The 14401-nt window shown below is 43.4% G+C and carries 11 protein-coding genes; 10 read left to right on the top strand and 1 reads right to left on the bottom strand.

Annotated features, from left to right (window positions below):
- Positions 1-133: 133 nt before the first annotated feature.
- The 10 genes from T359_RS21295 to T359_RS0104025 all read left to right on the top strand — a co-directional run bounded on the left by T359_RS21295 (position 134) and on the right by T359_RS0104025 (position 12964).
- Positions 134-904 (top strand): hypothetical protein, encoded by a 771-nt coding sequence (locus tag T359_RS21295; protein ID WP_051544903.1) that lies wholly within the window; start codon positions 134-136, stop codon positions 902-904.
- Positions 897-1484, top strand: a complete 588-nt coding sequence (gene lepB, locus T359_RS0104065; RefSeq protein ID WP_026516364.1) for a signal peptidase I — start codon at positions 897-899, stop codon at positions 1482-1484. Before T359_RS21295 ends, lepB begins: the two co-directional genes overlap by 8 nt.
- Before the next feature lie 46 nt (positions 1485-1530).
- Positions 1531-6501, top strand: coding sequence for a Cna B-type domain-containing protein (locus T359_RS0104060; protein ID WP_026516363.1), 4971 nt, complete (start codon positions 1531-1533; stop codon positions 6499-6501).
- A 107-nt stretch (positions 6502-6608) separates the two neighbouring features.
- On the top strand, positions 6609-8012 hold the full coding sequence (locus T359_RS0104055; RefSeq protein ID WP_026516362.1) for an isopeptide-forming domain-containing fimbrial protein: 1404 nt from the start codon (positions 6609-6611) through the stop codon (positions 8010-8012).
- A gap of 163 nt (positions 8013-8175) precedes the next feature.
- Positions 8176-9027: a class C sortase gene (locus T359_RS0104050; protein ID WP_035783530.1), complete on the top strand. Its 852-nt coding sequence runs from the start codon at positions 8176-8178 to the stop codon at positions 9025-9027.
- Positions 9020-10087, top strand: a complete 1068-nt coding sequence (locus tag T359_RS0104045) for a Cna B-type domain-containing protein (RefSeq protein WP_026516360.1) — start codon at positions 9020-9022, stop codon at positions 10085-10087. Before T359_RS0104050 ends, T359_RS0104045 begins: the two co-directional genes overlap by 8 nt.
- Before the next feature lie 58 nt (positions 10088-10145).
- Complete coding sequence (locus T359_RS21290) at positions 10146-10826, top strand: sortase (RefSeq protein WP_051544901.1); 681 nt, start codon at positions 10146-10148, stop codon at positions 10824-10826.
- Positions 10827-11035: 209 nt separating this feature from the next.
- Complete coding sequence (locus T359_RS0104035) at positions 11036-11806, top strand: adaptor protein MecA (RefSeq protein ID WP_026516359.1); 771 nt, start codon at positions 11036-11038, stop codon at positions 11804-11806.
- 25 nt (positions 11807-11831) lie between these two features.
- A complete protein-coding gene (locus tag T359_RS0104030) occupies positions 11832-12575 on the top strand; it encodes a hypothetical protein (protein ID WP_026516358.1) in 744 nt (247 codons plus the stop codon).
- A gap of 50 nt (positions 12576-12625) precedes the next feature.
- A complete protein-coding gene (locus T359_RS0104025) occupies positions 12626-12964 on the top strand; it encodes a hypothetical protein (protein ID WP_026516357.1) in 339 nt (112 codons plus the stop codon).
- Positions 12965-12988: 24 nt separating this feature from the next.
- On the opposite strand, the gene T359_RS0104020 is transcribed toward T359_RS0104025, so the two are convergent.
- A complete protein-coding gene (locus tag T359_RS0104020) occupies positions 12989-14353 on the bottom strand; it encodes an MATE family efflux transporter (protein ID WP_026516356.1) in 1365 nt (454 codons plus the stop codon).
- Between the last annotated feature and the right edge of the window lie 48 nt (positions 14354-14401).

Genomic DNA, 14401 nt, shown 5'->3' with positions numbered 1-14401 from the left:
GTAATTTTGTTCGGCAATAGGATTTAGCTTTGTAGATTGCCTTATGCCATAGTATAAGGTATTTTGCAGAGTGCTAAAGGTTTGGTCCGACGCAAAGTGCCTTTTTTCATGTGAAAAAACGGGAAAAAGAGAAATGCCAGATATCAATTTAAAGAAGCTCAGTCGTGCAGAACTCCTTGAGATGATGATCAGTTTTTCAGAGGAAGCAGAAGCTGCCAAAAGACATGAGCAGGAACTGAGAGAACAGTTCGAGAGGGAAAAACTTCAGCTACAGCACGAAATGGCCGAGGAGAGAGCAGCGATGCTCAAATCCTTTGATGATGAAAAAGCAGAGATGCGTGCTAAGTTTAATCAGCAGAAAGATCAGATGCAGGCCAAGTTCGATAAGGACATAGAAGGGTTAAAGGCAAGACTGGAAAGAGAGAAGCAGGAACTTGTCAAGCAGGTGGATGATCAGATGGATAAGATCCAGTCATCAGGAACCCTTGCAGAGGCTTCACTTAAGCTTGGAGGTGTTTTTGAAGCAGGACAGAAGGCAGTAGACCTGTATGTTCAGACACTTCAGGATCAGGCTAAGAATGAGTATGAGGATTTCAAGAAACAGATGGTGGAATCCCAGAAGAAGATTGCTTTGATGGAAGCAGAAGCCAAAAAACGATGTGATGAAATGTTGAAAAATGCATCCGGTGAAAGTGTGGGAGTTAAGACAACGGAGGAACAGACACTAAAAGAAGAGACAACAGAGGATAAGACAACTAAAGAAGAGACAGCAGAGGAAACCCCTAAGAAGTCTACAACTAAGAAATCAGTGGCAAAGAAAGATGATGCTGCTGCAACACAGACCGGTGAACAGCCTGTAAAGAGAAAAAGAGGCAGGCCGAGGAAAATAAGAGTAGATGAGTAAGAGAAAAGCCAAGCCGCAGGGCAAGCCTTCTCTTGAGCAGCTTAAAAGTGAGCTTAAGAGGGAAAACAACAAAAAAGAATATAAGAAGGTTCTTCGTAATTCCGTTATAGTAGTGGTTGTTGTGGCTGCGTTTGCAGTTCTGGTTTCCAGTTTTTATGTTACAGTTCTTAAGGTTACGGGAGACAGTATGACTCCCACCCTGGAGACAGGTCAGATAGTCATAGCAAGTAACAGCGCCACTTTCGAGACGGGCGATCTACTTGCTTTTTACTATAATAACAAGGTTCTTGTTAAAAGAGTCATAGGTTCTCCCGGCGACTGGGTGAACATAGATGAGAGCGGCAATGTCATGGTTAACGGAAAGTTGATAGATGAGCCGTATATCACAGATAAGAGCCTTGAGCCCACAGATTTGTCATTTCCGTATCAGATACCGGAAAACAGATGGTTTGTGTTAGGTGATCACAGAAGTGTTTCTATCGATTCCAGATCCAGTGTTATAGGCTGTGTAACGAAGGAACAGCTAATCGGAAAGGTTATTTTCAGAGTATTTCCGTTTGATGATTTTGGTGGAATTTGATTGAGAAATGTTGTAACTAGTAATTAATTGATTAGGGGTAATGAAGATGCGCAAAGTCGATGAAAATCGCGCAGAGAACTACATAAAAAAGCACAGCAGATTCAAGCTGTGGATTGCATTTGCTTTATGTCTTTCTCTTCTGTCCGGTACAATTACATTTTATTTGCTGAACAAGCCGGCTACGGCTATGACAGAGGAAGGAGCCAAGCAGGTAGGACTTGTACTTGAGACAGCCTCCAGTGAATATGAGCAGGGGCTCATAGAGAAAATGGAAGATAAAGAGAATTCTCAGGGTGACAAGGATTCCGATAAGGCTACAGATGCTGCTTCGGCAGAGAGTTCACAGGAGAATCAAGATAATAAAACTGAGAACAGTTCTGACAGCAGCTCAGAGGCAGCTTCAACAGAAAGCGATAAGGCTTCTGAACAGTCATCCGGAACCGGTACATCAACAGGCAGCTCAGAGGCTTCTGCATCAGCTTCTTCAAGTAATGAGTCAGCGGCAGCTTCAAGTGCAGGCAGTCAGGACAGCAGCGATGCGGCATCAAGCGCTTCATCAGACGCTGTAGCATCAGATGCTTCATCTGAGAGCTCTTCAGCAGTTGAGAAGACTTCAGCTCAGGACGTTAAGAATGATGTCAAGATCACTGTTTTGTACGAGAATGTTAACGGCGAGCAGGTTGCCGAGTCCAAGGAACTTTCAATCACAGAATCATTTGATTTGACCAAAGAAGTCAGAACCATTGACGGATACATTTTCGATAATGGTACAATTGATGACAACACAGTTGTCCTTATCACCAAAAAGACCACTTCTTCAGCTTCTGAGGAAGAGAACCAGGATGCAGCTACAACAGCATCCAGCACCGAGGAAAAGAAATACACCTATTATCAGGTGACAACTGCTTCCGGTGAGACCAAAGATATTACTGAAGACACAGATCTTCATCTTAAATACTACAAAGCTAATGCTGAGACAAACTTTACAGCAAGCGATGACAAGGTAATTGCAAAGGCTGTTTTATCAGATCCTTCTTCACTTCCTGAGGGAATCGAGCTTACAATTGCCGAGATCAATGATAAGACCGAGGGCTACAATTACGAAGCTTATATGCAGGCTCTTAACGAGAATGCAGACAAGATCGCAGACACAGACAGCAGCGAAGATAAGCAGACCTATGATGCCACCAACACACTTCTTTATGACATAGCCTTCAAGCTTGGCGGTGTTGAGTATCAGCCTAAGGCAGGAACAGTAGCAATTTCACTTACACTGAATGACAATCACCTTTCAGACAGTATAGGTGCTACTGAATCAGAGAATGTCAGCGTAGTACATCTTCCTGTTAAGGATGATGTAATGGATACGGTGGATTCCACCAGTGAGGCTACAGACATTAAGTCTTCCGATATTGATGTTGAGGTTGTTGAGGACAGCGATGTAGATATTTCAGGAAGTACCGAAAAGGTTACTTTCGAAACAGATTCCTTCTCAGCATATGCTCTTGTTTACAAGGATGGCAAGGCTATCTCCTGGAAGGGCTCATTGACAATGACAGCACAGGATATTGTTAAGTCTCTGGGAGACAACACTTTGTTCGGTGCGGTTGCAGGAACCTTCGAATCATTGGGAGACACCGATGTTGAATCCAACATTGCGGTAGGAACCCTAAAGAAAGTAAACGAATTCGGTAACACATCTACCGTTTATACACATACTACTTTCGACGGCTATTTCATTACAAAGAATTCGACCCAGGACGGAACCTTCAAGTTCGGACTTTTCTCACAGGAGTATTCGGACGATAACAGAAAGCCTTACAAGATCGGTGAGTTCAAGATCGATGTAACCGGCGGTTCCGGAACAGTTAATCTTTCAACTCTCTTTGATGAAGCTACTCTTCAGAGTTATGCAAGACTTTATGTATACGAGCTTGATACAAAGGGAAATGTGGTGCCTGACGGTGAGAGTTATACAGCATCAGACGGAACCAAGTATACAGTAACCTATGGCACATATGATTTTGCCACTGAGAATAACAATGATATTGTAGGATCCTTCAGCAGTTCTTATGTAGAGAACAATGCTACCGGAGAGAACTTGTACCACAAGCTCAAGCAGGTTCCCGGTGATACGGTTTTCGTAAAGAATTCAGAAAATTCATACACTGTTTACACCTATCCCAACGGTGATGCAGGAACGAAGGTTCAGGGAACCTTCCCTATATCAGTTTCAAATATGTTAAATACTGCATCAGAGGCTTCCAGGAAGCTTGCACTTCTTCAGGATTCCGGCGATGTAATGGTAATAAATGCAATAGGAACCAAGGATGGCTTCTTAAAGGATGTTACTAAGGCTTATCTGGGTAACTACACAGAGAATGACCTTAATAACTACCTTACCAATCAGGGTATCTACATCGGTAGCAAGCTTCTTGTTATCAACCTTGACCTGAGCGATTGTAAAGAGTATACACTCTTGCAGTTCAAGGTTCAGAGTGATAAAGAAACAGCCAAGACCGGTGAGGGATGGTCGGAAATTGCCAACCAGATCATTATCAACCCTGTTATGAAGAGCGGAGATGGATTTGTTCCTTATACAGGAAAATTGATCCTTGATACAGTATCCGGCAACTTTGTGGCACCTAAGGCTACAGTTGATGTATATAACGGCGCTGTGCCCGGTGCGGTTATTGCCAAATACCTGATTCAGAGAAGAGAGATTCACAAGCTTTCAGCCCGTAAGTATCTTGAGCAGCAGGCTTCTATGATTATCAACAACGAAGCTGACAACTCAGATATCATCACCATCAAGGCTGATAAATATGTTGACGGACTTCTTGCTAAGTCAGAGGATACCGGCAAGTTCAGCTTTATGTTGGTAATGCTTGATAAGGACAGCAGTGGTAAATACACCTGGAAACCTATCAGCTGGGATATCAGAAATGTGGGTTCAAGCATTAGCTTCGATATTAACCCGAGACTTTGCGGAATGAAGTACGGAACCGCAGCAACTAAGAATGAGAGTACTTATTACTTTGTTCTTTTTGAGAATGATGTGGTATCCGGTAATTATTCCAAGGACAACACCGCAATTCTTGTTAAGATCAAGTATTACGAGGGCGGTGAAGTAGAACCGCTTTATTACAGAATTACAGCTGCTGAGTCAGAACAGCTCCAGAGCAATCCGGGAACAGGCTTCTTCAATGACCAGCACAGAATCGGACCTAACAGAGACGAAGAGCAGTTCCAGCATGTGGCATTCTACAACGAGAGCACAGGCAGATCACAGCTTCGAATCCATAAGATGGTTGTTAATGACTTCGGTTCAGGATTTGTAAGAGATAATACGGGAACAGCGCTCCTTGACAATGTAACATTCAGAATTACCAATAACTCCACCAAGAACTATATAGTTCTTAAGGGCTTTACCGGCAGGGCCGGTGATACGAGAGAGGCAATTGAGTATAGCGGAAGTACACATACACCTACAGGTAATAAGTATGTGGTTACTTACAACAGAAGTGCTCAGTGGACAATATCCTGTATTCCTTCCGGAACCTATACGGTTGATGAGGTTGCAGACGGACTTACATTTACTTATGATCCATATGCAAATAAGAGCACTTATCTTACAACCACCAACCTTTCAAGAGTTACCAAGTATGACGTAACAGTTGACAGAGAGGGCGGTAACTATCTGGGGACAGGCGGAAATAACTTCAGAGCTGTGTTCTCGGTAGATATACCTAATCACTTTGATAAGGCTCCTACCAATGTTAAGGTTGGTTATGCTGATATAGATAATTGTTCACATACTCAGACAGTTCAGGTATGTAACTATTACAGTATCCCTGTAGGACCTATACAGATAGCCAAGAACTTCCAGGGCGGCGCATGGAAAGATGATATGGCCTTCACCTTCACAATGCAGGGCATCGGATTCTCCATGAAAAACTCTGAAGGCAATCCTATAGACTATGAGATGAATCCTGAGCTTGCTGTACAGCCTATGCCTGTGGGAGCTCAGAACGGAATCTCCAAAGTTACCGTAACCGGTAAGGATGCAGTGAATAACGTAGCTACAGTCCAGTTCCCTTCAATACCTTTCAGATTTGAAGGAACTTACCTCTACAAGATCACAGAGGACAGCGACAATCCTGTTGCGGGAGTCAGCTATGACAGCAAGACTTACTATGTAAAGATCATAGTAAGTAAGTGCTATACCAAGTTTGAAAAGAGCTACACCTATGACAACATGGCAAATCCTGCCAAGTATACACAGGACACTACTCTGGATGAGGACTTCTACTATCTTGGAGCTGATGTAACTTATGCTACAGATGAAGCCTTCAAGAATGTAGTAGCAACCTGCAAGCTCAGACTTGGAAGTAACCCTGATACAGTAACTCCCGACAACAACACATTCATTGTTACTTACGGTTCGGGAAGTGTAGCAGACGTTTCATTTACCAATGTACTTACAGGAAAGCTTACTGTAACCAAGCAGTGGCTCGATGGCAGCACCGGTGAGAACATCGCCGACAAGCGTTCAGTCCTGACAGTTTACATATGGCAGAGAGTAAAGGGCGGCGATTGGACATTATTCGGAACCACAGAACTTTCTGCAGCCAACAACTGGACTCAGACAGTAACAGACCTTCCGCTTTATAACGAGAAGGGCAAGGCTTATGAATATACCGTTAAGGAATCCGATGAGTATCTGGCAAGCTACAGAGTTACATACTCATACAACGGTAAGGCTTATAAAGGAAATGAGCAGAAAGAGGTAGTTGTTGACGGCTCCAAGAGCAGGGATACAGGCTATGCTATGAAGCATGATTCCAAGGGAACCGACTTCGGTGGAGTAACAATCATCAACGAAGCGGTTTACACCAATACACTTCCTTCTACAGGAGGTATGGGAACAGCTCCGTTTACAGTCATCGGACTTATAATGGCTGCAGGCGCTGCATTTGCGGGACTTCTTTTTACAAGAAGAAAGAGGTTACTGTAAAACTTATTTAGGTTTAAAGCGATAAGCTTAAGAACAGGTGCTCATTTGCACCGGATACAAAACAACAGAATTATACAAGACTCAAGATTCAAAGGAGAGGAAAAGAAATGAAAGGATTTAAGAAACTATTAACAGGTATTCTTGCTGCTACAATGGTATTTTCAATGGGAATTTCCGCTGCAGCAACAGAATCAACAGACGCACCAAAGACAAGCATCACAATCGACAGCTCCAACACATCAGTAAGTAACCCCAACGCTGTCATCACTTATGATTATTTCCAGATCATGAAGGCTGACATCGTAAACGGCGATCAGATCGCATACTACGTAACTGAGGAAGGTCTTGCTAAGGCACTTGCAGCAACTAAGCTTTTTGTATACAGCAAGTCAGCTGACGGTTCACGTTACAATGTAAAGCTCGCAGATGAGAAGAACAAGCCCACCGGCGAAGCAATCGCTGAGGCTCTTAACACAAAGGCTGTTAAGGATCAGGTTAAGATTACAGGTGAGTTTTATTCTAAGAACGGTGTAGCTACACAGGAGCTTGCTCCCGGTTACTACCTCATTCTTTCAAGCCTTGGTACTGTAGCTGCTGTTCAGACCGTTGGTGAAGTAAAAATCAACGAGAAGAACTCATATCCTACAATCGGCAAGGAAGACGATAAGGATTTCGCTCAGATGTATGATACAGTTGTAACCTATACACTTGATGTTAAGGTTCCTGCATCAGTTGCAAAAAAGACTATCAAAGTTGTTGATACAGCTACTGTTGGTCTTACTTTCAACAAGAACATCACAGCAACTGTTGATGGAAAAACTGTTGCTCAGTATCAGTGGTCAGATCCTGTTCTTACTGAGGGCAAGAATGTTTACACAACAGTTATTGATGAGGATGTAGTTGCTGCAAGCAAGGGTAAGTCCATCATCCTTACTTATACTGCTACAGTTAACGAGAAGGCAAGGGTTTGTGTTCCTGAGCAGAATACAGCTCATCTTGAGTATGATAACTATGCTTCAGCTGAGACAGATCCTGTTGATGTAACAACACTTGGTGTTAAGATTGTTAAGATTGACGGAACTAACAAGAAGGCTCTTACAGATGCTGAGTTCTCACTTTGGGATTCATTAGAGGGTGGAAATCAGATCGCAGTTGTTAAGGACGGCAACAATTATCGTATTGCAAAAGATAACGAGCAGGGTCAGGTAATCGCAGTTGATTCAGAAGGTAAGGCAACAATCGTTGGTCTTGATGCTAAGACATATTACCTTCAGGAGGATAAGGCTCCTGCAGGATACAACATGCTTGATGCAAGACAGGAGCTTGTAATCAACGGTGAGCTTCAGCTTACTGAGGGTGTTCAGGTTGTCGAAGTAAAGAACTTCACAGGTTCAGTTCTTCCTGAGACCGGTGGAATCGGAACAACAGTATTCTACCTTCTCGGTGGTATCCTTATCATCGCAGGCGTTGCTTACTTCATGGTTCGCAGAAAAGCTGACGCACAGGCATAATCGGCCCGGGTATTTATGAAAAAAGGTTTTGAAATTATTTATTGAATCTTGTTTCTTTTAAATGAAACTGACTGTATTTCTAAAGAGTGCCGGAAGGCCTCTTTAGAAATGCAGAAAATGGTTCAAAGCTTTAAAGGTGTTTATTCAGCGAGATATATAGTTGATGAATAATAAGAATTTAAAAAAACTGATTCCAAATATAATATTCAGCATAATTTTTCTCGTTGGACTTGCCATTTTTTTATATCCATCAGTCAGTAATTACGTTAACTCAAGGCATCAGAGTAGGGCGATTTCCAACTATGAAGAGGCTATGAGTAACATCACCAAGGAAGACTACAGCAAGTTTTGGGATGAAGCCATTAAGTACAATGAGAAACTTGCCGATAAAAATCTAAACTTCACCCTGACTGATGAAGAATTAGAGTATTACAACAGTGTTCTGGATCCTACAGGGACCGGAATCATAGGTTATATCGAAATTGAGAATATCGGAGTTAATCTTCCGATCTATCATGGAACAGAAGAAACTGTTCTTCAGGTGGGAATAGGTCATCTTGAGGGAACCTCATTTCCTACAGGCACAGAAGGCACACATGTAGTGCTCTCGGGCCACAGAGGATTGCCATCCTCCAAACTGTTTTCAGACCTGGATCAGATGATCGTAGGCGATTCATTTTTATTACATATACTGGATGAGACTTTTGCATATCAGGTTGACAAGATTAACATTGTTCTCCCGGAGGAGACCAATGACCTGGCAATTGTTGATGGAGAAGAATATGTCACGCTTGTGACCTGCACCCCTTATGGTGTAAATACTCACAGGCTCCTTGTAAGAGCAAAGCGTGTTGATTATAACGAAGAAACCAAACTAATTGTACCTGCGGATGCAACCAGATACGGAACATTGGTTGTTGCCCCCTTTATAGGAGGGCCGCTGATACTCATTGCATTTATTATATATCTGTTTGCGACATCCAAATATCGCACTAAGAGGAAGAAACATGGTTAAGTTAGGAAAAGACATTTTTAGTAGAATATTGTCTGCGGCAGTAGCCTTGATAATGATCTTGACGCTGCTTCCCGGTCAGAATGCTTTTGCGGCGGATATCGATCTTGCCAAAAAGGGCACAATGACTGTAACCCATCATTCTGTTGATGATGAGCCGCTGGCGGGCGTTAAGTCCCGTATTTATCGTATCGCTTCTGTTGATCCGGTAGGTAAATACACAGTACTTGATGAATTCAGTCCTGTTTTTTCAGACTCAGGCTTTTTTAATAACGGTTTCAAGTTTGATGCCTGGAAGGCTTGCGTAGATGGAGTTAAGAGCTATGTTAAGGCTAAAGACATCAAGCCCTATAAGGAAGGCGTTTCCGATAAGGAAGGCAAGACCTATTACACAGATCTTGAACTTGGTATTTATCTGGTAATAAGCGATAACCTTATAGATGACAAGTATGTTTATTCTTTCTCAGATTTTGTTTATCCTTTACCTCTTCTTGAAAGAGACAAGGAAACAGAGATTATGACCTGGACTTACAACGTTGAGGTTTCTCCCAAGAAGGAAAGAGAAGAGAGAATAATCGACGATGAGTTTGTAGTTTACAAGCGTTGGAGCGATTCAGGTTACGAAAACAACAGACCTACATCCATCACTGTTAAGATCTACTGTGATGAGAAGCTCTACAAGAGTGTTACACTCAGCGCTTCAAATAACTGGAAATATTCCTGGAGCTATGAGCCGGGACATGATTGGAAGCTTGTTGAGACATCCACCGGTGAGAACTACACAGCTTCACTTTCCACCAGCAAGAAGGAAAAGAAGTATACATTCGTATTTACCAATACATATAATCCGCCGGAGACACCTCCCGGAACACCTCCGGATCCCGAGACACCACCTTCAACACCTGACCTTCCGTCAGTACTTGGTGCCATCAGAGATCTTCCTGAGGTTCTCGGAGCAAGAAGACTTCCACAGACAGGACAGCTGTGGTGGCCTCTTCCAATACTTGTTCTTTTCGGAGTATTCTTTATAATCAAGGGAATACGTAAGAACGCAAAGGCTTAATAAAGCATATTATTTCAGGGAGCTGCAGCTTGTGGGGAGCAAAAAGAAGTTGCAGGGTATGATGCAGTTTGATTTTGAAAGGCGCATCACACAAATGAAAAAGCTATCAGGTTATTTTTATATTATATTTGGAGTACTGCTTCTTGTGGCAGCAGCGAGCATCGTTAAGAACAATCTTGACGAGAATGCCAATGCAGGATCTGCATCGGATGAGCTTTTAAGCAGCGTAATTGAGCAGGTTCCCGATACGGTGTTGGCATCAGAGGATCACGGCGATATGCCGGTGGTTGATGTTGACGGCAGAAGCTTCATAGGAACGGTTCAGATACCTGACCTGGGACTTCTTCTTCCTATTCAGAGTGAATGGGCAAAGGAAAATGCCAAGGTTTCTGTTTGCAGATATGAAGGATCCGCTTACGAAAATGATCTTATTATCTGTGGACATAACTACTCAGAGCATTTCGGAAATCTTGGAGAGCTTTCAACAGGAGACTCCATTATAGTTACTGATATGAACGGCAAGAGCTTCTATTATCAGGTTGCCAATATTGAAACCCTTGGAGCTTATGACGTAGAAGAGATGGAAGGCGGCGATTGGGATCTGACATTGTTTACCTGTACAGTAGGCGGTGCAAACCGTGTCACTGTCAGATGTGAAGCAACAGGACAGGTCAGCGAGACCGGAGAGACACCGGACGTCATCAAGGCTGCTGAAGAAAGCAAGCATATAAGAAAGTAAAAATGAGTATGAGACCTTCATTACAAACACTGTGATGAAGGTCTTTTTTGCACTAATAGTTTATAGTATTATTAGTGTTTTTTTACCACCGCGCACTATGCAGTGACTTTCATTAGTAATATAATTAGCTTAAGAAAACATACATATTTATAACGGATTGTTATATTCAAGGATGAAGAGGCAGTTTCCATGGAGAGGAGATGATGCGCATGATTATAGTAAAAATGAATGAAACAACCGTAGAATGCAGTATAGCCGCATCAGAACTTCATGAGATAGGACTTACTCCGGAGGCAGTGATCAACGGAGCTGAGAACACAACATCATTTTTTGCGCAGCTGAATAAAGAGGTTGGACAGCAGCTTGATTATGACCCTGAGACAGAGGTCATGATGATGAGCAAAAATATGATGATGGATGGCAGTGTCCGCATTTTTGCAGTAAAAATGAGCAATGATGATATCCAGAAAGCTACTGACAGGATCCGCGGAGCCGCTGAGACAGTATTAAGGCTCCTGACCCAGGAGAGGGTTGACGAGATCAAGAGAAAGACCGGCAAGGATAAGGGAGTAGCTCTTAACGAGGTTATCACCAATGTTACAGATACCATAAACAGAATCTACGGAAGGCCCGGTGAGGATGAGTTCTTATCCGGTGAGCCTGCAGCCACATATCAGCCCCTGACTGAGTATGCCAGATATATGATGGAGTTTGAGGATTTATCAGAGGCCAAGAGATTTTCCAAGGTTGTACAGAGACTTCCGATCGTGGATTCCGCGCTTTATAAGCACAAAGGCAGATTCTATATGCTGGCCGGTCTTATGTCCGGAGAAGAGGGCATTATTTACGAGATGAGAAGAGCAGGAGTTGAGTACTCACAGCTTCTTACGGTTAATTCTCCCGAATCACTGTTTATAGAAGAGCATGCAGAGTGTATTATTGCCGAGGATGCACTTATCCACCTGGCAGACCTTTCATGAATACGACATCATAATATGAGGCTATATGGATACTAATACCTGGGTTTTTAATTTTTCCGGAATATATGATTATGAGAGCTTTTATCTTGAGGATAAAGGCTCTTTTCACGTGCTTGATATGAAGGGGATATCAGGAACCAATTGCATGTGCGATGATGAGGCGGTTGCCGAGATCCAAAGAATCATTGAAGAGGAAAAGATACCCCCGGGCGGAATCCGCTTTATCGATTCCGGCAATTATCACTATATGTCAGCTATTTTGGCCAAGCAGGTAAAAGAGCCCTTTTCACTGGTGGTACTGGACCATCATCCCGATATGCAGCCTCCTATGTTCGGGGATATTTTATCCTGCGGCGGTTGGGTGAAGGAAGTCCTTGATAAAAATGAGTTTGTGAGGGATGTACATATTATTGGGGCTGACAGAGAGCTTATTGAGAAGCTGGAGGAAGAAGACAGGAAAAGAGCATTTTTCTACGACATACAGGATGTTTTCAAGGATGGTATAATGCTTCCAAATACCGGGTATCCGGTATATCTGTCTATAGACAAGGATGTTGTCACCGGGGACGAGCTTGTTACCAACTGGGATCAGGGAGAGATGGAGACCGCGCAGCTATGCCTTTTTGTAAAAGAAATCCTGGCAAAACGAAACGTGATAGCAGTGGATATCTGCGGCGAATGTGCCACTGACCAGGAAGGGTGTGACATAGACGAGGCAATAGATCAAAATGACAGTTTAAATAAGGCTTTGCTTGAATGTGCGAAATAGCGTATTATAATTGTAGGAACTGGGAATAAGTCATAAATAAAGGGGGAACTATGGAGAAAAGGTTTAGGGAGTACATCAGACACTTTGAGAAGCTTGACTATGACGTATTATCAGAAGAGGAGATCAGGGCCGAGAGACAGGGAATCCAGCTTGAGATAAGCATGCTCCATCAGGATATGGTCAGATGTCTTATTGCTGTAATGGGACTTCTTATCTGCGCCTGCATCTTTTTGTCAGCTGCGCTGGGAACAGCATCCTGGGTACATTACATCTGTGCTGCAGTGATGGCTCTTGCGACAGCATTTCTTTCTTTGTCCTACAGAAAACTGGGTGACATTGTTAAAAAGCTTAGCGGATATGCCGATAAGCTGGCACAGATAAGGGTATAATAATCCAGATTATATATTTGATTTTCAGGCTTCGCTGTGGTGCGCCGCAGCGAAGCTTTTTCTTATGTGTTTAAGAACAAACAGATATAAGATGATGGAGAAAATACCTGCGGTAAGCCAGGCCAGTCCGTCCCCTGCAACAGCCAGGGCGTAGCTGCCAATTTTCATGGAGATGAAGGCAGTGGCAAGTCTTGTCAGTAGCTCGACGATACCAAGGGTAAGGGCTGTTTTTCCATAGCCACAGGCCTGCATGGCATTTCTGTAGATGAATATCATTCCAAGAGGAATATAGAAGAGAATACACTCATTTACATAGGTCCAGGCATAAGGCATGTATGAGGACAAGTCCACGCCGCTGTCGAAGAAGAGGCTGATGACTTTTGGAAGAAGTACAAGGCTCAGGACTGCATTCAGAAGTGAATATACCACAGCAATCTTCATGGCGTCTTTGGTGCCCTGATGAACTCTATCAAGGTCTCCGTAGCCGTAGTTCTGGCCCACATAGGCGGCCATGGTCTGGCCCAGAGAGGGCATACCTGCGGTCATGAGATTGATGACTTTTCCTGCTGCGGTGAAGCCTCCTACAGCCACCGAACCGTAAATGTTTATTGAAGCCTGCATGACCATGGTTCCGGAGGCGGTGATACCGAACTGCAGAGCCATGGGAATGCCGATATTAAGCTGCTTGAAGCTGTAGTCCTTATTGAGGTGCCAGTCTGATTTGTGAGGCTTAAGGACATCTATTTTTCTGATGATATAGATGATGCACAAAAGAGCAGATACGCCCTGGGAAACGTCAGTGGCAAGGGCTGCTCCGAAGGTTCCGAGCTTAAGACCTATGATAAACACCAGATCAAGGACGATGTTTAAAAGAGCTGCAAGTATCAGGAAATACAGCGGAGTTCTGCTGTTTCCGATGGCGCGGAGAGAAGCTGCCAGAAGGTTATAGCCGATGAGGGCAAAGCTTCCCAGGCATATGGTTATGATATATGCATAGGCGTCATCGTAGATATCCGCCGGGGTATTCATGAGTTTGAGAAGTGGATGCATGATCAGATAGGAGATCACAGTTATGATGGCAGTGCTGATAATGCCCAGAAGTATGGCATTGACAAAGGCGCGCCTTGTGCCTTCCTTGTCCCCTGCGCCGAACTTCTGGCTTATAAGAACTGTATAGCCCGTTGTCATTCCGTTGGCAAGGCCCATTACCAGAAACATTATAGTTCCGGTTGAACCAACTGCTGCAAGGGCGCCGGGACTTACGAAGCGGCCCACTATGACGGTATCTACCATGTTGTAGAACTGCTGGAAAACAAAGCCCAGAAAGATTGGAATCACAAATTTAAGAATTATTGGAAGGGGTTTACCCTTCGTCATTTTATTATTCATGAAAATCGCCCTCTGCCCTACAGTACAGGCTCCTGATAACATTTTATA

The organism is Butyrivibrio sp. MC2021 (assembly GCF_000621605.1).
GTDB lineage: Bacteria > Bacillota > Clostridia > Lachnospirales > Lachnospiraceae > Butyrivibrio.
The sequence above is the reverse complement of the archived record's forward strand: the minus strand, read 5'-3'. Positions and strand labels throughout refer to the sequence as shown.

Coding starts and splice junctions, on each gene's coding strand:
- T359_RS0104045 (WP_026516360.1), top strand. CDS start 9,020: ATGGTTAAGTTAGGAAAAGACATTTTTAGTAGAATATTGTCTGCGGCA.
- T359_RS0104030 (WP_026516358.1), top strand. CDS start 11,832: ATGGATACTAATACCTGGGTTTTTAATTTTTCCGGAATATATGATTAT.
- T359_RS0104035 (WP_026516359.1), top strand. CDS start 11,036: ATGATTATAGTAAAAATGAATGAAACAACCGTAGAATGCAGTATAGCC.
- T359_RS0104050 (WP_035783530.1), top strand. CDS start 8,176: ATGAATAATAAGAATTTAAAAAAACTGATTCCAAATATAATATTCAGC.
- lepB (WP_026516364.1), top strand. CDS start 897: ATGAGTAAGAGAAAAGCCAAGCCGCAGGGCAAGCCTTCTCTTGAGCAG.
- T359_RS0104025 (WP_026516357.1), top strand. CDS start 12,626: ATGGAGAAAAGGTTTAGGGAGTACATCAGACACTTTGAGAAGCTTGAC.
- T359_RS0104020 (WP_026516356.1), bottom strand. CDS start 14,353: ATGAATAATAAAATGACGAAGGGTAAACCCCTTCCAATAATTCTTAAA.
- T359_RS0104060 (WP_026516363.1), top strand. CDS start 1,531: ATGCGCAAAGTCGATGAAAATCGCGCAGAGAACTACATAAAAAAGCAC.
- T359_RS21290 (WP_051544901.1), top strand. CDS start 10,146: ATGATGCAGTTTGATTTTGAAAGGCGCATCACACAAATGAAAAAGCTA.
- T359_RS0104055 (WP_026516362.1), top strand. CDS start 6,609: ATGAAAGGATTTAAGAAACTATTAACAGGTATTCTTGCTGCTACAATG.
- T359_RS21295 (WP_051544903.1), top strand. CDS start 134: ATGCCAGATATCAATTTAAAGAAGCTCAGTCGTGCAGAACTCCTTGAG.